Annotated in this window: 17 protein-coding genes; 5 read left to right on the forward strand and 12 right to left on the reverse strand. The window is 74.2% G+C overall.

Annotation, left to right across the window (positions count from 1 at the left end):
- Positions 1-199 precede the first annotated feature (199 nt).
- Positions 200-2,284 (forward strand): anthranilate synthase family protein, encoded by a 2,085-nt coding sequence (locus ACFY6S_RS08980; RefSeq protein WP_388820677.1) that lies wholly within the window; start codon positions 200-202, stop codon positions 2,282-2,284.
- A gap of 60 nt (positions 2,285-2,344) precedes the next feature.
- On the opposite strand, the gene ACFY6S_RS08985 is transcribed toward ACFY6S_RS08980, so the two are convergent.
- Genes ACFY6S_RS08985 through ACFY6S_RS08995 form a run of 3 tightly spaced genes read right to left on the reverse strand, consistent with a single transcriptional unit; the run spans position 2,345 to position 5,081 of the window.
- Entirely contained in the window at positions 2,345-3,055 is a 711-nt protein-coding gene (locus ACFY6S_RS08985) for a response regulator (RefSeq protein ID WP_388820680.1), read from the reverse strand.
- Entirely contained in the window at positions 3,052-4,287 is a 1,236-nt protein-coding gene (gene macS, locus ACFY6S_RS08990) for a MacS family sensor histidine kinase (protein ID WP_388820683.1), read from the reverse strand. Before macS ends, ACFY6S_RS08985 begins: the two co-directional genes overlap by 4 nt.
- 35 nt (positions 4,288-4,322) lie before the next feature.
- Positions 4,323-5,081, reverse strand: coding sequence for a lysophospholipid acyltransferase family protein (locus ACFY6S_RS08995; protein ID WP_388820686.1), 759 nt, complete (start codon positions 5,079-5,081; stop codon positions 4,323-4,325).
- Positions 5,082-5,230: 149 nt separating this feature from the next.
- On the opposite strand from ACFY6S_RS08995, the gene ACFY6S_RS09000 reads away from it, so the two are divergent.
- Positions 5,231-6,010, forward strand: a complete 780-nt coding sequence (locus ACFY6S_RS09000) for an alpha/beta hydrolase (protein WP_388820688.1) — start codon at positions 5,231-5,233, stop codon at positions 6,008-6,010.
- Positions 6,003-6,713 (forward strand): hypothetical protein, encoded by a 711-nt coding sequence (locus tag ACFY6S_RS09005; RefSeq protein ID WP_388820691.1) that lies wholly within the window; start codon positions 6,003-6,005, stop codon positions 6,711-6,713. Before ACFY6S_RS09000 ends, ACFY6S_RS09005 begins: the two co-directional genes overlap by 8 nt.
- 30 nt (positions 6,714-6,743) lie before the next feature.
- Here the strand turns inward: ACFY6S_RS09005 and ACFY6S_RS09010 are convergent, their stop codons facing one another.
- From ACFY6S_RS09010 to ACFY6S_RS09035, 6 genes are all read right to left on the reverse strand, one after another.
- Positions 6,744-7,496: an endonuclease/exonuclease/phosphatase family protein gene (locus ACFY6S_RS09010; protein WP_388820694.1), complete on the reverse strand. Its 753-nt coding sequence runs from the start codon at positions 7,494-7,496 to the stop codon at positions 6,744-6,746.
- 204 nt (positions 7,497-7,700) lie between these two features.
- Positions 7,701-8,642, reverse strand: coding sequence for an ROK family glucokinase (locus ACFY6S_RS09015; protein ID WP_388820697.1), 942 nt, complete (start codon positions 8,640-8,642; stop codon positions 7,701-7,703).
- A 66-nt stretch (positions 8,643-8,708) separates the two neighbouring features.
- A complete protein-coding gene (locus ACFY6S_RS09020; RefSeq protein WP_388820700.1) occupies positions 8,709-9,215 on the reverse strand; it encodes a DUF5304 domain-containing protein in 507 nt (168 codons plus the stop codon).
- Positions 9,216-9,320: 105 nt separating this feature from the next.
- A complete protein-coding gene (locus tag ACFY6S_RS09025; RefSeq protein WP_388820703.1) occupies positions 9,321-10,478 on the reverse strand; it encodes an ArsA family ATPase in 1,158 nt (385 codons plus the stop codon).
- Positions 10,479-10,483: 5 nt separating this feature from the next.
- Positions 10,484-10,927: an SRPBCC family protein gene (locus tag ACFY6S_RS09030; protein ID WP_388820705.1), complete on the reverse strand. Its 444-nt coding sequence runs from the start codon at positions 10,925-10,927 to the stop codon at positions 10,484-10,486.
- A 131-nt stretch (positions 10,928-11,058) separates the two neighbouring features.
- Positions 11,059-11,826 carry a metallophosphoesterase gene (locus ACFY6S_RS09035; protein WP_388820708.1) on the reverse strand — a complete coding sequence of 256 codons (768 nt, stop codon included), beginning with the start codon at positions 11,824-11,826 and terminating at the stop codon, positions 11,059-11,061.
- 274 nt (positions 11,827-12,100) lie between these two features.
- On the opposite strand from ACFY6S_RS09035, the gene ACFY6S_RS09040 reads away from it, so the two are divergent.
- Complete coding sequence (locus ACFY6S_RS09040; RefSeq protein WP_388820711.1) at positions 12,101-13,897, forward strand: AMP-dependent synthetase/ligase; 1,797 nt, start codon at positions 12,101-12,103, stop codon at positions 13,895-13,897.
- Between the two features lie 54 nt (positions 13,898-13,951).
- On the opposite strand, the gene ACFY6S_RS09045 is transcribed toward ACFY6S_RS09040, so the two are convergent.
- Positions 13,952-15,106, reverse strand: a complete 1,155-nt coding sequence (locus ACFY6S_RS09045; protein ID WP_388820714.1) for a glycosyltransferase family 4 protein — start codon at positions 15,104-15,106, stop codon at positions 13,952-13,954.
- 110 nt (positions 15,107-15,216) lie between these two features.
- Here ACFY6S_RS09045 and ACFY6S_RS09050 point away from each other — a divergent pair, with 110 nt between their 5' ends.
- The gene (locus ACFY6S_RS09050) at positions 15,217-16,527 is read left to right on the forward strand and encodes a glycosyltransferase 87 family protein (protein WP_388820717.1); all 1,311 of its coding nucleotides are present in this window, start codon (positions 15,217-15,219) and stop codon (positions 16,525-16,527) included.
- On the opposite strand, the gene ACFY6S_RS09055 is transcribed toward ACFY6S_RS09050, so the two are convergent.
- Positions 16,484-17,794, reverse strand: coding sequence for a hypothetical protein (locus ACFY6S_RS09055; protein ID WP_388820721.1), 1,311 nt, complete (start codon positions 17,792-17,794; stop codon positions 16,484-16,486). The genes ACFY6S_RS09050 and ACFY6S_RS09055 overlap by 44 nt on opposite strands.
- Before the next feature lie 54 nt (positions 17,795-17,848).
- Positions 17,849-18,901 (reverse strand): NlpC/P60 family protein, encoded by a 1,053-nt coding sequence (locus tag ACFY6S_RS09060; RefSeq protein WP_388820724.1) that lies wholly within the window; start codon positions 18,899-18,901, stop codon positions 17,849-17,851.
- Positions 18,902-19,068: the final 167 nt, after the last annotated feature.

The following is a 19,068-nucleotide window of genomic DNA, read 5'->3' on the forward strand; positions in this document are numbered from 1 at the left end:
CTGCGCGGATGCGCTAGGGTGCCGCCCATGCTCGCGTTTTCGCATCAGACCTGGTGGTGGACCGCTCGTCCGGCGGCCCACTGATCGACGCGCGCACCACGATCGCGAAGGCCGCCCGAGGGGCGGCCTTACGTGTTTCCGGGTCCTCGGCGGACCGGCGGGACGGGCCGTTCCTCCCACCCGGAAGGAACACCCGCCGATGCCCGACACCCCCGGCACGCCCGATGCCCCCGTCCCGCCCGACGCCCCGGCCTCTCCCCGCACGCCCGGCGCCCCGCACGCGCCCGGCTCCTCCCCCGCCCGGCTCGCCCGCCTCGTCGACCGGCTCGGCTCCGCCGACTGCCCGCCGTTCGCGCTGCTGCGCCGCCGCACCCCCGGCCGCGACCACGGCGTCGTGGAGCTGCTGATCGGCTCCGTGCGCGAGGTGGACCGGCTGGCCGACCTCCCGGACGGCAGCGCCGGGCCCTCGCTCGCCCTGGTGCCGTTCCGGCAGATCAGGGAGCGCGGCTTCGACGTACGCGACGACGGGACGCCGCTGGCCGTGCTGGTCGCGGACGAGACGTACGAACTGCCGCTCGACGCGCTCATGGCACAGCTGCCCGCCCACGACGTCCGGGTCGTGGACGGCGCCTTCGACATCGACGACGAGCGGTACGCGCGGATCGTCCGGCGGGTGGTCGAGGACGAGATCGGCCGGGGCGAGGGCGCCAACTTCGTGGTGCGGCGGACCTTCCAGGGGCGCGTCCCGGGCTTCGGCAGGGCCGACGCCCTCGCGCTCTTCCGGCGGCTGCTCGCGGGCGAGCGCGGCGCCTACTGGACGTTCCTCGTGCACACCGGCGGGCGCACCCTGGTCGGCGCGAGCCCCGAGGCGCATGTGCGGATGAGCGGCGGGACCGTCGTGATGAACCCGATCAGCGGCACCTTCCGCTATCCGCCCGGCGGCCCGGACCTGGCGGGGCTGCTGGAGTTCCTCGGCGACCGCAAGGAGACCGACGAGCTGTCCATGGTGGTGGACGAGGAGCTGAAGATGATGTGCGCCGTCGGCGACCGGGGCGGGGTGGTGATCGGTCCCCGGCTCAAGGAGATGGCCCATCTCGCCCATACCGAGTACGAGTTGCGCGGCCGGTCCTCGCTCGACGTGCGCGAGGTGCTGAAGGAGACGATGTTCGCGGCGACGGTCACCGGCTCGCCGGTGCAGAACGCGTGCCGGGTCATCGAGCGCCACGAGACGGGCGGACGCGGCTACTACGGCGGCGCGCTCGCGCTCATCGGGCGCGACGCGGGCGGGGCGCAGACGCTCGACTCGCCCATTCTGATCCGTACGGCGGACATCGACGCCGGGGGCGCGCTGCGGGTGCCGGTCGGCGCGACCCTCGTCCGCGACTCGCGCCCGGAGAGCGAGGTCGCCGAGACGCACGCCAAGGCGGCGGGCGTGCTGGCGGCGCTCGGGTATGTCCGGCCGGTCCCCGCCGGGCCGCGTGCGGTGCGGGACGGTCGCGGGCTCGCGGACGATCCCCGGGTACGGGCGGCGCTGGACGCGCGGCGGGCGGACCTGGCGCCGTTCTGGCTGCGGATGCGCACCGAGCCGGTGTCGCCCTCGGGGCACGCTCTCGTCGTGGACGGCGAGGACACCTTCACCGCGATGCTCGCCCATCTGCTGCGGTCCTGCGGTCTCCGGGTGACGGTACGGCGCTACGACGAGCCCGGACTGCGGCGAGCCGCGCTCGGGCACGACGGACCGGTGGTGCTCGGGCCAGGACCCGGTGACCCGGCCGACAGGACCGACCCGAGGATCCGCGCGCTGCGCGGGCTCACGGCCGAGCTGATCAGGGGGACGGCGGGGCCGCGCCCGCGCGGTCTGCTCGGCGTCTGTCTCGGCCACGAGCTGATCGCGGCGGAGCTGGGGCTCGACACCGTACGCAAGCGGGTGCCGCACCAGGGCACGCAGAGCCGGATCGGCCTCTTCGGGCGCGCGGCGACCGTCGGCTTCTACAACAGCTTCACCGCGCGCTGCGACGACGCGACGGCCGCTGAGCTGGCGGCGCACGGCGTGGAGGTGAGCCGGGAAGCGGCGGCCGGGGAGGTGCACGCGCTGCGGGGCCGCGGCTTCGCCTCGGTGCAGTTCCACCCGGAGTCCGTCCTGACCCTCGACGGCCCGGGGATCGTGACGGAGCTGCTGGCGGGCCTGGGCGCGGGGCGCGCCCCTGGCGGGGGCGGGGCGGCCGCCCGGCGGGGTACGGAGCCGGGCGCGGACCGGCCGGTCGGGCGCGGGCCGCTCGGCTGAGCACGGGCCGGGGGCGGCGCCCGAGGACGGGACGGCCGCCCCCGGAGCCGTCGTACCGGCTCAGCTGTCGTCCAGACCCCGCTCGATCGCGTACCGGACCAGCTCGACGCGGTTGTGGAGCTGGAGCTTGCCGAGGGTGTTCTGCACGTGGTTCTGCACGGTGCGGTGCGAGATCACCAGCCGCTCGGCGATCTGCTTGTACGAGAGCCCCTTGGCGACCAGCCGCAGCACCTCGGTCTCCCGGTCGGTCAGCTCGGGGGCCTTGGGCTCGTCGGACGCGACGGGCGCGGGCTCGGAGGCGAGCCGGCGGTACTCCCCGAGGACCAGGCCGGCGAGTCCGGGGGTGAAGACCGGGTCACCGGCGGCGGTGCGGCGCACGGCGTCCGTCAGCTCCTGGGTGCTGGCCGATTTGAGCAGATACCCCGTCGCCCCCGACTTGACCGCTTCGAGCACGTCGGCGTGCTCACCGGAGGCGGAGAGCACCAGGACGCGCAGCCCCGGATGGGAGCCGACCAGCTCCTTGCAGACCTGGACACCGGGCATACCGGGCAGGTTGAGGTCGAGGACGAGTACCCGCGGGGTGGTGGCCCGCGCCCGGCGCACCGCCTGCGGGCCGTCGCCCGCCGTGGCGACGACCTCGAAGCCCGCCGCGTCCAGATCGCGGGCGACCGCGTCGCGCCACATCGGGTGGTCGTCGACCACCATCACCCTGATCGGGCCGTCCGCCTCCGCGTCCGGCCTGTCGGTCCCGCCCATGTCACGCTCGTTCATCGGTCCGCTCTTCCCCGTCCCCGTGGAACTCTCAATTCGACTTCGGTGCCCTGGCCGGGTACCGAGATCAGCTCGGCGGTGCCCCCGAGATCCCGCAGCCGCCCCCTGATCGACAGGGCGACCCCGAGCCGCCCCTCCCCCTCGGCCTGGGCGAGCCTGCCCTCCGGGATGCCCGGGCCGTCGTCCCGTACGGTCACGGTCACCTCGTCCGCCCAGTCCTCGACCAGGATCCACGCGCGCGCGTCCGCGCCCGCGTGCCGGGTGACATTGTCCAGGGCGGCGCCGACGGCCGCCGCCAGCTCCCGCGCCGCGGCCGGTGCCAGCAGCACCGGGGCGCCCGGTTCGGCGAAGGTGACCTTCGAGGTGCTGTACGGCGCGAGCAGCGTCCGCAGATCGCACGGGCCCTCGGCACCGTCCGGACCTCCGGGCGCGCCGGTCGGGTCGTCCGCCCCGAAGCGGCGGACGACAGCGCCCTCGGCGGCGTCCTCCGACACACGGGTGGCCGGCACCAGTCCGCTGGAGACCAGGGAGCGCAGGGCGATCTCCTGCTCCCCCGCCATCCGGCCCAGTTCGGCGGCCTCGCCGCCCATGGCCGTACCGCGCCGCTGCACCATCGCCAGCACCTGGAGCACGCTGTCGTGGATGTCCCGGGCCAGCCGCTCCCGTTCCCGCGTCGCCGCCTCGATCTCCAGGGCCCGGGCGAGGGTGCGCTCGGAGGCGCGGGCCACCTGGACGACATAGCCGATGGCGATGGACGCGACCCACACCAGCAGGACGTTGTGGACGGTGTCCCGGCTGGGGTGGCCGCGCTCGACGAGATTGGCGGCGGCCACCAGGGACGACGCGAAACCGGCCCAGCGCCAGCCGCCCTTGATCGCGAAGGCGAGGACCGAGCCCGCGGTCCATATCGACGGCAGGGTGGTGCCGTCCACGCTGCGCGCGTCCAGGTCGGCCAGCGGGGTGAGCAGGATGCCGGTGAGCGCGACGGTGAGGTCGGCGATCAGGAAGCGCTTGGTGCAGCTGACCGCGTTGGCCACCTTGGGCAGGGTGGCGAGCGTCCAGACCGCCAGGAACGCGAGGAACACGACGGCGATCCACGGGCGTTCGAAGCGGTCGCGCCCGTAGACGAAGAGCAGGACCGCGTAGCCCATCGTCAGAACGCGGTAGCCGCTCAGCGCGCGCCACAGCGGCTGCTCGACCGACATCCGTACGACCCGCTCGCGCTGCGCCACGTGCCCCCCTGGTCCCTCGCGGCCCCGACGGGCCCTCAGCCGTCCTTCGGACCCGCCTGCTTCGTCCCCGGCGTCCTGGCGTTCGCCGCCTTCGCGTTCGCCGCCCTGGCCTCATCCGCCAACTGCCGCTTCGCCGCCGTCGCGTAGACGTCGACGTACTCCTGACCGCTGAGCTTCATGATCTCGTACATGACCTCGTCGGTGATCGACCGCAGGATGAAGCGGTCGCCCTCCATGCCGTCGTAGCGGCTGAAGTCGAGCGGCTTGCCGATCCTGATCCCCGGACGCATCAGCTTGGGGACCACCTTGCCGGGCGGCTGGATCTTCTCGGTGTCGATCATGGCGACGGGGATGACGGGCGCCCCGGAACCGAGCGCCACCCGGGCCAGACCGCCGGGCTTGCCGCGGTAGAGACGGCCGTCGGGCGAGCGGGTGCCCTCCGGGTAGATGCCGAACAGTTCGCCGTTCTCCAGGACCTTTATCCCGCTCTGGATCGCCGCCTCGCCCGCGCCCCGCACACCCGAGCGGTCCACCGGCAGCTGTCCGACGCCCTTGAAGAAGGCGGCGGTGAGCTTGCCCTTCACACCCGGCGAGGTGAAGTACTCGGACTTCGCGATGAAGGTGACCTTGCGGTCGAGCACCGCCGGCAGGAAGAAGGAGTCGGAGAAGGAGAGATGGTTGCTCGCGAGGATCGCCGGCCCCTCCGCGGGAATGTTCTCAAGGCCCTCCACCCAGGGCCTGAAGGCGAGTTTCAGGGACCCGCCGATGGAGAACTTCATTGCGCCGTAGATCAACTCGGGTGCCTCCTGTGTGCTGTCGGACAGACCTTAACCCGTGGGGGCCCCGGGCTCTCCTTCATGGGTGCCGGACGGACCTGGTCGGTGTCGGCCCGGTCGCGTACGGTGAAGTACATATTCCACAGACTCACGAACAGGAGACCCCGGTGCCGGTCCTCCCTGGAGCCGAGCCGTACCGCCACGAGGGCGGCGAGGTCGGCGTCCTTCTCTGTCACGGATTCACCGGATCCCCTCAGTCGATGCGCCCCTGGGCCGAGTATCTGGCCGAGCGCGGGCTGACGGTCGCGCTGCCGCTGCTTCCCGGCCACGGCACGCGCTGGCAGGACATGCGGATCACCGGCTGGCAGGACTGGTACGCGGAGGTGGACCGGGCGCTGCGGGAGCTGCTGGAGCGGTGCTCGCAGGTCTTCGTCCTCGGCCTCTCGATGGGCGGGGCGCTGGCGCTGCGGCTGGCCGCCAGGCACGGGCGCGCGGTCAGCGGGGTCGTGGTGGTCAATCCGGGGATCAAGGTGCACGGGGCCGCCGCGTACGCGCTGCCGGTCCTGCGCCATCTGGTGCCGTCGACGAAGGGCCTGGCGAGCGACATCGCCAAGGAGGGGACGGCGGAGCTGGGTTACGACCGGGTGCCGCTGCACTCGGCGCACTCCCTGCGCGCGTTCTTCCGGCTGGTGGACGGGGCGCTGCCGCAGGTCACCCAGCCGTTGCTGCTGTTGCACAGCGCCGTGGACCATGTGGTGCCGCCGGCGGACTCGGCCCGGATCCTCAGCCGGGTCTCGTCGGTGGACGTCCGTGAGGTTCTGCTGGAACAGAGCTACCACGTCGCGACGTTGGACCATGACGCGGAGCGGATTTTCGAGGAGAGTCTCGCGTTCATCGGCCGGCTCGCTCCGACTGTCGGGAAGAAGGGGAGCACTACCGGTGGCTGAGCACAACGCGGACCGTGAGCCGCAGCCGATCGACGAGGAAGCGGCCTGGGCGGCGATCGTCGCGGGGTACGGCGAGGAGCCGGCGGATCCGCCGGGCGCCAAGCCGTTCAAGTCCGTGGAGGATCTGGCGCTGCTGGAGGGCGACCGCAACGGCGGTACGGGGCCCGGTGACGAGCGCGACGCGGCGGCCGCGGAGAAGACCCCGGGGAAGGACCCCGCGAAGGACCTCATCAAGGGCCGGGAGAAGGCGCCGGGGAGACCCGCGCCGCCGGACGGCGAGCGGACGCCGGACTCCGGCACCGCCTCCTCCGGCGGCGACGAGGACACGGACGCCACCGGGCCCGATGCCCCGAAGCCGGCGCTGGGCGGCTCCGTGGTCTTCGCGCCCGGCGTGGGCGGTCCGCGCGACTACCGGCTGGCCGAGCCGGGCGACGACGACTTCGACGAGGACGACGAGGGCCATTTCGTCCCGCCGGAGCCGCCTCCGCTGCCGGAGAGCGATGTGACCTCCAGGTTCGCCTGGCTCGCCGTGGTCGGCGGGCCGGTGCTGATGCTGGTCGCGGTGCTGCTCCAGTGGGAGATGACCTGGTGGCTGACGACGCTCTGTATCGGCGGCTTCCTGGGCGGCTTCGCCACCCTGGTGGCCCGGATGAACGGGGACGACGAGGAGAGCGACGACCCGGGGCGCGGCGCGGTCGTCTGACGGCCGTCTTCCCCCGGCGGCCGGGCCCGTTCAGGACGGGGGTACGCGCAGGGCGGCCAGCACCGGAAGGTGATCGGTGGCCGCCCGCAGATCGTCCTCGGTGACGCCGGGCAGCCCGCGGGGCACGCCGCAGCCGAGGACCTCGATGCCCTCGGTGACGAAGACCGCGTCGATGCGCTGCCGGGGCTGTGCGGGCGTCGAGGTGTACTCGTCCCCCCAGGGCGCGACGGCCCAGCAGTCCCGCAGCTTCCCGGCGAGCAGCCGGAAACTCCGGCCGGTGGGACGGTCGTTGAGGTCACCGGCGGCGACGGCGTACGGCACGTCCATGGCCGCCAGCCGCTCCAGCAGCGCCTCGGCCTGGGTGTGGCGCTCCGCGGCCTGGAGGCTCAGATGGCAGCTGAGCAGCCCGAAGCGGGCGTCGCCGATCCGTACGACCGCCGTGGCGAAGCCGCGCCGGTGCAGCCCCGGGGTGCGGGGCAGCAGGATGTCCTCGGTCCGCTCGACGGTGACGCGCAGCGAGCAGAGCAGCAGCGGACCGGTGGCGGGGGCGCCGCCGCCGAGGACCACGAGGCCGGTGTGCGCGGCCAGCCAGGCGGCGCGCTTGCGCCAGCGGAAGAAGCGCGGCGCTTCCTGGACGAGGACCAGATCGGGGGCGCAGGCGCTGATCACCCGCGCCAGCGCCGCCGGGTCGTCCCGCATCGAGCGGATGTTGTAGCTGAGCACCCGGATCAGGGCCGAACCGTCCGGCCCGGTAGCGGAGCCGGGCAGCGTGGGCATCGCCATACGGACAACGTAGCGGGCCCGGCGCGGGCGGGAGGCGCCGACACCACGGGCCCGGCGCGGGCGGGACGGGCGGGCACCGCGGGCCCGGCGCGGGCGGGACGGGCGGGCACCGCGGGCCCGGCACGACCGCGCCCGCCGTATCCCCTGACGGATACGGCGGGCGTTCGGATCGTGTCGGGCCCGGGGGCCGCCGATCGTGTCCGGTCAGCCCTGCCTGGCGAGGTCGGCCGCGCCGACCAGCCCTGCCTCGCCGCCCAGTTGGGCCGCGAGCACCTGGGCGTGCGGGCGCCACTCGCCGCCGATCAGCCAGCGGCGGAACGACTTGCGGATCGGGTCGAGGACCAGTTCGCCCTCGTCCGAGACGCCGCCGCCCACGATGAACGCGGACGGGTCGAAGAGCGAGGCCAGGTCGGCCAGGCCCGCTCCGGCCCAACGGGCCAGCTCCCGGAAGGAGTCGATGGCCACCGGGTCGCCCGAGCGGGCCGCGGTGCTGATGTGCCGCCCCTCGATGCCCTCCGGGGTGCCGTCGCCGAGACCGAGCAGGATCTCCGCGTTCTCCGGCGTCGCGTTGGCGCGCTGCCTGGCGTACCGGACGAGAGCACGCCCTGACGCGTACTGCTCCCAGCAGCCCTGGCTCCCGCAGCCGCACAGCAGACCGTCCGGCACGACCCGGATGTGCCCGAACTCGGCGGCCACGCCGAAGCGTCCGCGCCGCAGCTTGTTGCCGATGATGATGCCGCCGCCGAGCCCGGTGCCGAGGGTGATGCAGATGACGTCCTCGTGCCCCTGGCCGGCGCCGAACCGGTACTCGCCCCAGGCGGCCGCGTTCGCGTCGTTCTCCACGACGACCGGCAGGCCGACCCGCTGCTCGACCTTGTCCTTGAGCGGTTCGTGCCGCCAGTTGATGTTCGGCGCGAAGAGGACGGTCGCGCGCTTGTCGTCCACGTAGCCGGCGGCGCCGATGCCGACGGCCTCGATCCGGTGCCCCTCGCCCGCGCCGGAGACGGCGGCGCAGATCGCGTCGACGATGCCTTCGGCGGTCGACGGAGTGGGCACCTTGTGTGTCTCCAGGATGGTGCCCTCTTCGTCGACCACGCCGGCCGCGATCTTCGTGCCGCCGATGTCGACGCCGATGGTGAGTCCCATGTGTCCCTCAGTTTTCGGTCGAGCCCCGCTGGGGCCAACCGTACCCGAGGGCGGGCGCCCGGCCGGTCAGTCCAGGTCGATGTGGCCGTCGGAGGCGGGGCCTTCGTCCTTGCCGCCGTCGCCCGGGCCCTTCGTGGCGTCGCCCCTGGGGTCCGAGGGGTTCTCGGACTTCCTGGTCTCCGCGGCCGGCCCCCGGGCTTCGCCCCGGGTCCAGCGGGCCTCCTGGCCCTCGACGGCGGAGCGGTAGGCGGCGAGGAGTTCACCGCCGGCGGCGGCGAGATGGTCGAAGACGTCGGGGTTGCGCTCGATGACGGGCTCGACGGCCGCCTTGGCCTGGTGGATGAACTGCTGCACGGCGCCCTGGGCCGCCATCCCCAAGAGCGGGCTCTGGAGCGACGAGACCTTGTCCGCGACGGCGTCGACCAGCTTGCGCAGCTCCTCGGCGGCGGAGCCGGGCGGCGGGCCGTAGGCGGCGCGGCGGCGCGCCTTCTCCGCTTCCAGGTCCTCGGCGCACGCCGCCGCCCAGGCATCGGGGTCGGCGTCGGCGGCGGGACGCTCGGTGGCTTCGCTCATGGGGTACTCCCGCATCGGGTGCCGGTCCTTCCACCGGGGCCGGGGAAGGGGTGCTTCGCGCACCAGGTCGTCACCTTCGACGGTACCGGAACGGCGTGAAGTCGTTCAGGGCGTGCGCGGCCACAGCGCGGGGTCGGGCGTGAACCGGACCCGCAGCACCCCGTCGGTGAGAGCGGCCCCGGTGACCGTGCAGCGGCGCAGCGCCGAGGGCAGCGGCACGGTGCGGTGGAACGGGCCGACGCTGAGCAGGAGTTCGTCGTCCCTGCGCACGAGCCCCAGTTCGCTCTTGACGGCGCCGGGCAGCGGTACGCACCAGACGAGGAGGTTCTCCTCGGCGAGCCGGTCCTCGACCGGCCAGTGCGCGGGGGCGGCGCCCGGGCCGACGGCGGCGGCGCCGAGCCGCGCGAGGTCGTCGGCCCCCCGGGGGTCCCGGCCCAGGTGGGGGGTCTCGTGCGTGGCCGGCCACGCCTCGGACCACTCGTCCAGGCACTTGCGCTGCTGGGCCACGAGCGTGGTCAGCCAGGCACCCGCTTCGGGGGGCAGCACCCGGTTGGCCACGACGGTGTCGACGCGCAGGCCGTACAGCGCGAGCGCGGTACGGGCGGAGCGCAGCGCCTCGGCCGCGGCGGGGCCGGGTTCGGCGACCAGCCGTACGGTCGTGCCGGGGTCCTCGATCAGCGCCTGTACGGCGGCGAGCCCCTCGTCCCAGCGGGCGGCGGCCTCGTACAGCCACTGCGCGGGCATGGGTATCCCGGCCAGCTGGGCCATCATCGGGCGCAGCGCCCGCGCGGCCTGGCGTTCCCGGGGCAGCAGGCGGCGCAGATAGCGGCGCAGCTGCTCGGGCAGGGCGAGCAGGGCGAGGGCGTCGCGCAGCGGGGGCAGGTCGACGACGACCAGGTCCCAGCGGCCGCCGGCGGCCCGGCGCACCGCGTGGAGCAGGGCGGACTGCTGGCCGCCGGGCAGTTCGGTGATCTCCTCGGCGGCCAGCGGGCGGGCGCCGAGGAGGTCGAGTCCGGCGGACAGTCGCTCCTGGAGGGCGAGGGTCTCGGTGCGGAAGTGCTCGCCCGGGTCGATGCCGGCGGCCCACAGACCGGGCTCGACCTCGACGGGCTCCGGGCCGGGCGAGATACCGAGGGGGCCGTCGAGGGAGCCGGCGGAGAGGAGCAGGGCGCGGCCGCCCGCGCGGGCGGCGGCCAGGGCGGTGGCGGCGGCGACGGTGGTACGGCCCGAGCCGCCGGGGCCGGTGACGAGGACCGTACGCATGGGTGTCAGGCTCCCGTGCCGGCTTCGACGCGCTTCTTGAGTCCGGCGAGAGCCCGGTCGATGATGACCTTCTCCGCCTTGCGCTTGATCATCCCGAGCATGGGGATCTTGACGTCGACGGTGAGCCGGTAGGTGACCTCGGTGCCGCCGGCGACGGGCGCGAGGACGTACGTACCGTCCAGGGCGCGCAGCATCTGGGACTTGACCAGCGTCCAGCTGACCTCGTTGTCCCCGGTCCAGGTGTACGCGAGGGTGTGGTCGTCCTTGATCGCTCCGGCGTCCAGCACCAGCCTGACCTGCTCGGCGCGGCCCCGGTCGTCGGTGGCCAGCACCTCGGCCTCCTTGACCTCGCCGGTCCAGTCCGGGTAGCGGGCGAAGTCGGCGATCACGCCCATGACGTCGGCCGGTGCCGCCTCGATCGTGATGCTCGAACTGGTGTGTTCCGCCATCGCCGTGCCTTTCGGGTGCCTGGGTACGCGGTGTGCAGGCTATCGCGAGTGCGCCGGTCCACACCGCCCGGTCCGGGGCCGCCCGTCGTCGCCGGACCCGTGGCTCCCCGGTCCCCGTCGGAGGCCGCCTGTCACCACTCCATGGTCCAGGGCCGCCCGGTGGAGGCGAAGTGCCCGACGTTCACGCACTCCGTGGCGCCGACCCGCATCCGGCGGGCCAGCGGCTGGTGGACATGGCCGAACAGCGCGTAACGGGGCTTCGTCCGGCGGACGGCCTCCAACAGGGCGCGGCTGCCGCGCTCGAAGCGCCGCGCGACGGTGTCGTACGTCAGCTCGGGCACGTCCGGCGGGATGTGCGAGCACAGCACGTCGACCTCGCCGAGCGCCTCGACCTTGGCGGCGTACTCCTCGTCGGAGACCTCGTACGGGGTGCGCATGGGCGTGGTCAGTCCGCCGCCGACGAAGCCGAAGACCCGGCCGCCCAGCTCGACGCGCTCCCCGTCGAGCACGGTGGTGCCGGGCCCGGCGTACTCGTGCCAGAGACCGGGGATATCGACATTGCCGTAGGTCGCGTACGTCGGGGCGGGGAGGGCGGCGAACAGTTCGGCGTACTGCCGCCGCACGGCTCCCTCGATGGCGGTGTCCGGTTCGACGTCGAGTCCGGCCCACAGCTCCCGGCCGAACGCCCGCGCCTCCTCGAAGCGGCGGGCGGTGCGCAGCTCCACGAGCCGGTCGGCGTTGGCGGTGCCGAAGAGGTCGGGGAAGATGCCGCGCGCGTGGTCCGCGTAGTCCAGGAAGAGCACGAGATCACCGAGGCAGATCAGCGCGTCGGCGCCGTCCCCTGCGCTGACGAGGTCCCGCGCGTTCCCATGCACATCACTGACCACGTTGACTCGCATGAAGCCCACCCTAGAACCCGGTCCTGGCCCCCGGTAGTGGGGCGGACCTGCGGTTCCTCGCCGGTGTTCACGGACGTGGACTACTGTGCGCGAGGTACTGTCCATTGCGTGTGACGCAGGGAACATCGGGCGAGGCCCTCTATCGGCGAGCGCGTACCGATGGGTAACGTCCGGGCAGTCCAGTCGTGCTCGTCCCACCGAGCACCTGCCCGTCTTGGACCGCAGCCGGCGTGCACAGAGCCGTGGCGCCGGCGCCCGATGAGGAGCAGCAGTTTTGCGCGAGTTCAGCCTTCCGGCCCTGTACGAGGTCCCCTCGGACGGCAATCTGACCGATCTCATCCGCCGCAACGCCGCTCAGCATCCCGAAGTGGCGGTCCTGGCCCGCAAGGTGGACGGGGTCTGGACGGATGTCACCGCCACCCGGTTCCTCGCCGAGGTACGCGCGGCGGCCAAGGGGCTGATCGCGGCGGGCATCGAGCCGGGCGACCGGGTCGCGCTGATGTCGCGCACCCGCTTCGAATGGGTGCTGCTCGACTTCGCGATCTGGAGCGCGGGCGGCGTCACCGTCCCGGTGTACGAGACGAGTTCGGCCGAGCAGGTGCGGTGGATCCTCGGCGATTCGGGCGCGGTCGCGGCGATCGTGGAGAGCGCTGATCACGCCGCCACGGTGGAGTCCGTACGGGACGGGCTGCCCGGTCTGCGGGACGTCTGGCAGATCGACAGGGGCGGCGTCGAGGAACTGGTCGCGACCGGCGCGGACATCACCGACGGGACGGTCGACGAACGCGCCACGAGCGCGCGGGCCGACGATCCGGCGACCATCGTCTACACCTCGGGCACCACCGGCCGCCCCAAGGGCTGTGTGCTGACGCACCGCAGCTTCTTCGCGGAGTGCGGCAACGCGGTCGAGCGTCTCAAGCCGCTCTTCCGCACCGGCGAGTGCTCCGTCCTGCTCTTTCTCCCGACCGCGCACGTCTTCGGCCGGCTGGTCGAGGTGGCGGCGGTGATGGCCCCCATCAAGCTGGGCTGCGTACCGGACATCAAGAACCTGACCGAGGAACTGGCCGCGTTCCGGCCGACGCTGATCCTCGGTGTCCCCCGCGTCTTCGAGAAGGTCTACAACGGCGCCCGTGCCAAGGCGCGGGCCGACGGCAAGGGCGCGATCTTCGACCGGGCCGCGCACACGGCGATCGCCTACAGCCGCGCCCTGTCCACTCCGCGCGGCCCCTCCCTGGGCCTGCGGATCCGCCACAAGATCTTCGACAAGCTGGTGTACGGCAAGCTGCGCGCGGTACTCGGCGGCAGCGGCGAGCACGCGATCTCCGGCGGCGCCCCGCTCGGTGAGCGGCTGGGCCACTTCTTCCGGGGCATCGGCTTCACCGTGCTGGAGGGGTACGGACTGACCGAGTCCTGCGCGGCCACCGCCTTCAACCCCTGGGACCGGCAGAAGATCGGCACGGTCGGCCAGCCGCTGCCGGGCTCGGTGGTACGGATCGCCGACGACGGCGAGGTCCTGCTGCACGGCGAGCACCTGTTCACGGGGTACTGGAACAACCCGGAGGCCAGCGCGGAGGCGCTGACCGACGGCTGGTTCCGCACCGGCGACATCGGCACGCTGGACGAGGACGGCTATCTCACCATCACCGGCCGCAAGAAGGAGATCCTCGTCACCGCGGGCGGCAAGAACGTCGCCCCCGCCGTCATCGAGGACCGCATCAGGGGGCACGCCCTGGTGGCGGAGTGCATGGTCGTCGGCGACGGCCGCCCCTTCGTGGGCGCGCTGATCACGCTGGACGAGGAGTTCCTCACCCGCTGGGCAGCCGACCACGGCAAGGCCGCCGGTGCCACGGCGGCGGAGCTGCGGCTCGACCCCGACCTGCTGGCGGAGGTGCAGCGGGCGGTGGACGAGGGCAACGCGGCGGTGTCCAAGGCCGAGTCCGTACGGAAGTTCCGGGTGCTGAGGGAGCAGTTCACGGAGGAGGCGGGGCACATCACGCCGTCGATGAAGCTGAAGCGGAACGTGGTGGCGAAGGACTTCGCGGAGGAGATCGAGGCGCTGTACCACCGCTGAGGCCCACACCCACACCCCAAGCGGGCGCGGCGCGGGTGCGCCGGACGCCACCCCCTAGAGCAACTCCCGCAACCGCTCCGCCAGCAGATCCCAGCGCCACCTCTCCTCGACCCACTCCCGCCCCCGCTCCCCCATCCGCCGCCGCAGCCCCGCGTCCCGCAGCAGCGTCACGATCCGCTCCGCCGACTCCGCCGCCGCGACCCGCTCGGGGCCGCCGCGCACCACCCAGCCGGTCTCGCCGTCGAGTACGGCGTCGGGCGCGCCGCCGGAGTCGCCGGCCACGACGGGCAGGCCGGTGGCGGATGCCTCCAGGTAGACGATGCCGAGGCCCTCGACGTCGAGGCCGCCCCGGCGTGTACGGCAGGGCATGGCGAAGACGTCGCCGGCGCCGAAGTGGGCGGGCAGCTCCGCCCAGGGGACGGCGCCGGTGAACCGTACGGAGCCGGTCACGCCGGTCGCGGCGGCGAGCTTGCGCAGGTCGTCCTCGTAGGGGCCGCCGCCCACGACGAGCAGGACGGCGTCCGGGACATGGGCGAGGACGGCGGGCATGGCGCGGATCAGGGTGTCCTGTCCCTTGCGCGGGACGAGCCGGGAGACGCATACGACGACCGGCCGGTCCGTCAGCCCGAGCGCGGCGCGGACGGCGGCGCCGCCGGAGTCGGGGCGGAAGGTCTTCTCGTCGACGCCGGGCGGCAGTTGGACCATGCGCGCGGCGGCGGACGGTGTGAGCGCGGAGGCGATGCGCGAGCGCGTGTACTCGCCGAGGTAGGTGAGGGTGTCGGTGGATTCGCCGACGCGCCGCAGCAGCGTCCGCGCGCCCGGCAGCTGCGCCCACGCCGCCTCGTGGCCGTGGGTGGTGGCGACGATGCGCCGGGCGCCCGCCCGGCGCAGCGCGGGCCCCATCAGGCCGAGCGGGGCGGCGGCGCCGAACCAGACGGACTCGCAGCCGTGTTCCCGCAGCAGTCCGGCGGCCCGCCGGGTGACGCGCGGGGTCGGCAGCAGCATCGTCGTGCGGTCCCGCACGACGGTGAAGGGCTGTTCGGCGTCGAACGCGGCGGTCGCTTCCGCTCCCTCGCGGCCGCGCTTCCAGGTGGAGGCGTAGACGACGAGCCGGTCGGGGTCGAGGCGCAGCGCCATGTTGTGCAGGAACGCCTGGATGCCTCCGGGCCTGGGCGGGAAGTCGTTGGTCACGATCAGTGTCTTGCGCATCCCGGCCGACAGTACCGGGCGGGCGCCCGGCCCTGCTTCACGGCTCTCGCACAGCCTCGCCCGGCATCATGGCTTCCGCCGACCGGAGGACGACACGGAGACGGGTGATCATGGCGGCCGGGCAGAGCGAGGGCACCGCGTCCGGGCACAGCGGCAGCGGCGCGGCGTGGGGCGCGGTCGCGCTGTGGGCTCTGACCAGGGCCGCGCTGCTGCTCTGCGTCTTCAAGGTCGTGACGCTGCCGGGGCCCGATGTGACGAGCGACGTGTCGGTGATCTACCAGGGGTGGTACGAGGTGCTGCGCGCGGGCACCTATCCGCTCTCCGACGTGACGTGGCAGTATCCGCCCGGCGCTGCGCTGGCGGTCGTCTCGCCCGCAGCGCTGCCCTTCCTCGGCTACGCCTCCGCGTTCTTCGTGCTGGTGTGTCTGTGCGACGCGGTCGTGCTGGGGCTGCTGCTGCGCGCGGGCCGGGGCGGGGGCCGGTCGGTGCGGGGCGCGTGGGTGTGGGTCGTGGGGGTGCCGCTGCTGGGTACGACCTCGTACGCGCGCTACGACCTGATGGTGACGGCGGTCGCGGTGGGCGCGCTGCTGGCGGGCGCCGCGCGGCCGAGGCTGATGGGGGCGCTCGCCGGGTTCGGCGCGCTGCTGAAGGTGTGGCCGGTGCTGCTGCTGGCGGGCACGCCGCGCGGCGGGGCGACCCGGCGGTCGTGGACGGCGGCGGTGGTCACGGGGCTGGCGGTGACGGCGCTGTGCTGGGTGGCGCTGCCGGGCGCGCTGGAGTTCCTCACGTACCAGCGCGACCGGGGTACGGAGGTCGAGTCGCTGGGCGCGCTGGTCTTCCAGGTGGCGCGGCACTTCGGCTGGGAGGGGAGCGTGCTGTTCAGCTACGGCTCGGTGGAGTTCGCCGGGCCGTACGTCCCGCTGGTCAGCCGGGCGGCGCTGGCCCTGGCGGTGCTGGCGTTCGGCTGGCTGCTGGTGTGGCGGCTGCGGGCGCGCGAACTGGGCGCGGCCACGGTGTACGACGCGGCGTTCGCCGCCGTGCTGCTGTTCACCACGACGAGCCGGGTGATCAGCCCGCAGTATCTGCTCTGGCTGGTGGGCCTGGCGGCGGTCTGTCTGACGCTGGGGGCGAGCCGGATGGCACTGCCCGCCGGGCTGGTGCTGGCCGCGACGGCGGTGACCCAGCTGGAGTTCCCGCTGATGTTCGACCAGGTGGTGGCGGGTGAACCGGTGGGGGTCGCGCTGCTGTTCGTACGCAACGGGCTGCTGGTCGCCTCGGCGCTGACCGCCTGCCGTGTCCTGTGGCGGGGGACGGTGCCCCGGCGGGAGCGGCCGGCGGGCGAGGGCGCGGGCCGGGGCCGGGGCCGGGGCGGGCTGATCAGCCGAGCCGCTGCCGTACGAAGGCGCGCCACCGCTCGGTGAGGGCGTCCTCCGTGGTGGCCAGGACGTCGTGCGCCGCTGCCGCCACCGCGCCCTTGCGGTGGCCGTGCGCGCCCACCGCGCGGTAGAAGTCGGTCAGCTTCCGCTCGCCCCACCGCTCGGCGATCATCTCGCAGGCCAGCCAGCCGCTTTCGTACGCCCTGGCCAGCAGGTCGGCGTCACCGGCGAAGGCGAAGTCCGCGTCGGACGGCAGGGTCTCGGGGGCCTCGCCGCCGCGGACGGCCCGCTGGAGTTCGGGGGCGATCCGGCCGGCGCCGCGGCCGGTTCCCCGGTACGCGACGAGATCGGCGAAGCCCTCGGAGAGCCAGAGCGGGGTGGCGGCGCTGGTGGCGGTGCGGGTCGCGACGTGGGTGGTCTCGTGGGTGAGGACGACGCGCTGCCCGAAGTCGCCGAGTCCGCCGTACGCCTCGGGGTTGACGATGACCCGGTCGGCCGGCGAGGCGCCCGTGCGGCCCGTCTCGCCGGTGGTGACCGCAGCGATGGAGCGGTAGGTGTCGGCGGGTTCGCCGAGCAGGGCGGCCATGTCCGCCGGCGAGCCCGGTACGAGCAGGACGACCCGGCGGCTCCAGCGGCCCGGCCAGGCGTCGTCGACGGCGGGTACGGCCAGATCGGCGGTGGCCGCGATCCGGCGCAGCCGCCGCTCGTCCTGGCCGACGCCGAGGACCAGGCTGCGCTCGCCGCGTACGGCCCGTACCGGCCCCTGCTGCCAGAGCTGCTGGGCGCCGCCCGCGCCCGGCTCGTCCGCGGTGAGGTACCAGTGGCCGTCGTGCTCGGTGAGCCGCATGGCGCGGGAGGCGGTGACGGGCGCGCTGTCGTAGCCGGTGATCCGGTAGCGCAGCTCGGCGCTCGCGGTGGCGCGGTCGCCGGTGCGTTCGACGCTGGTGAGACGGTACTCCCAGGAGCCGGCGGGTACTTCGGCGAGGTTCTCGAACTCGGCGCGCGCGGAGGCGCGCAGGGCGTGGGATTCCGGGTCGAGGACGGCGAGGTAAGCGTGTTCGTCGCGGTCGGCGAGGGCGGTCGCCCGGCGGTCGAGGGTCCGTCCGATCCCGGCGGTGGCGGTGGCCGTGGCGCGGGGGCCGTCGGTGCGGGGACTGTCGGTGCGAGGGCTGTCGGCGCGCGGCGCCTTCGCCGGGGCCGCGCAGCCGGTGGCGGGCAGCAGCAGGAGGGTGAGGGCGGTCGCGGCGGCCCGGCGGCCACCGCGCCGCCGCGACCGCGCCGCTGTCCTGTGCTGTCCGTTCCGGCCCGTCATGCGGCTGATCGTACGGGCCGCTCGCGGGGGCCGTTACCGGCGCCGGCGCCCGGCTCAGATCCGGGTGACCGAGGAGACCGGCATCATGCCGACCGGGTCGTAGCGCACCGGGGCGCCGGGGTAGGGGGCGTGGATGACCTGCCCGTTGCCCACGTACATGGCGATGTGGCTGGCGTCGGCGCGGTAGGCGACCAGGTCGCCGGGGAGTGCCTGGGAGAGCGGGACCTGCCGGCCCGCGTAGCGCTGTGCCTGGGAGGTGCGCGGCAGGCCGACGCCCGCCTGCGCGTACGACCACTGGGTCAGCCCCGAACAGTCGAAGCCGGAGGGCCCGTTGGCGCCCCAGACGTAGGGCCGCCCGACCGCGTTCTGCGCGGCGCGCACGGCGGCGGCGGCACGCGCCGAGGAGGCCGCGCCGCCGGGGCCGCCGAGGAGGAGCGAGCCGCCCGCGCCGTCACGGTCCGAGCGCGAGGAGCGCCCGTAGTCCCCGCGTTCGGCGGTGGGCAGGGCGGCGAGTACCCGGCGCGCCTCGGCGAGCTTGCCCTCGACGGCGCGTTTGTGGCGGGCGACGGCGGCCCTGCTGCGTTCCAGCTCGGTGAGGTCGCGGGTGGCTTCGGACCGTACCCGTCCCAGCGTCCGCTGGGCCTGCTCCAGTTCGCGCAGGGCGCCGGTCTGGCGCAGGCCGACGCGTTCGAGGACGGCGGCCCGGTCGAGGTAGCCGTCGGGGTCGGAGGAGAGCAGCAGGTCGAGCGCCGGGTCCATGCCGCCGGAGCGGTACTGGGCGATGGCGAGCGAACCGAGTGCTCCGCGCATCTTGTTGACGGCTTCCTGGCCGCGCGCCGCGCGGTCCTGCGCCCGTTCCACGAGACCGCGCAGCCGGCGCGTGCGCTCGTCCGCCCGGTTGTAGCGCTCGGTGGCCTTCTCGGCGTCGGCGAAGAGCCGGTCGACCGTGGCGCGGGTGACCTCGGGCCCCCGCTGCGGGTCGGCTCCCGCCGGGGAGGCGCCGAGCGCCGCCGCCGCGGTGGCCGCCGCTGCGGAGACCACCGTGGCGGCGCCGACGCGGGCACCGAGGCCGGGTCCTGACTGTGTGGGACGGCGATGGGACACCACGGGAAGCCGAACTCCCTTCCGCTGTACGCGCGGACGTGCCCCCTGCCGCCCGACGGGCGGACCGCTTGCCGGGGGCCGCGCGCAGCAGACAGTAGCGGGGCGACCACGGAGCGGCCAACGACCGCCCCGCGCACACAAAGTGGCGCCCCGCCGAAGACCACAAGGTC

Source organism: Streptomyces sp. NPDC012835 (genome assembly GCF_042900885.1).
GTDB lineage: Bacteria > Actinomycetota > Actinomycetes > Streptomycetales > Streptomycetaceae > Streptomyces.

Coding starts and splice junctions, on each gene's coding strand:
- ACFY6S_RS09050 (WP_388820717.1), top strand. CDS start 15,217: ATGGCGGCCGGGCAGAGCGAGGGCACCGCGTCCGGGCACAGCGGCAGC.
- ACFY6S_RS09010 (WP_388820694.1), bottom strand. CDS start 7,496: ATGGCGATGCCCACGCTGCCCGGCTCCGCTACCGGGCCGGACGGTTCG.
- ACFY6S_RS09030 (WP_388820705.1), bottom strand. CDS start 10,927: ATGGCGGAACACACCAGTTCGAGCATCACGATCGAGGCGGCACCGGCC.
- ACFY6S_RS09025 (WP_388820703.1), bottom strand. CDS start 10,478: ATGCGTACGGTCCTCGTCACCGGCCCCGGCGGCTCGGGCCGTACCACC.
- ACFY6S_RS09045 (WP_388820714.1), bottom strand. CDS start 15,106: ATGCGCAAGACACTGATCGTGACCAACGACTTCCCGCCCAGGCCCGGA.
- ACFY6S_RS08985 (WP_388820680.1), bottom strand. CDS start 3,055: ATGAACGAGCGTGACATGGGCGGGACCGACAGGCCGGACGCGGAGGCG.
- ACFY6S_RS09055 (WP_388820721.1), bottom strand. CDS start 17,794: ATGACGGGCCGGAACGGACAGCACAGGACAGCGGCGCGGTCGCGGCGG.
- ACFY6S_RS09015 (WP_388820697.1), bottom strand. CDS start 8,642: ATGGGACTCACCATCGGCGTCGACATCGGCGGCACGAAGATCGCGGCC.
- ACFY6S_RS09020 (WP_388820700.1), bottom strand. CDS start 9,215: ATGAGCGAAGCCACCGAGCGTCCCGCCGCCGACGCCGACCCCGATGCC.
- ACFY6S_RS08980 (WP_388820677.1), top strand. CDS start 200: ATGCCCGACACCCCCGGCACGCCCGATGCCCCCGTCCCGCCCGACGCC.
- ACFY6S_RS09035 (WP_388820708.1), bottom strand. CDS start 11,826: ATGCGAGTCAACGTGGTCAGTGATGTGCATGGGAACGCGCGGGACCTC.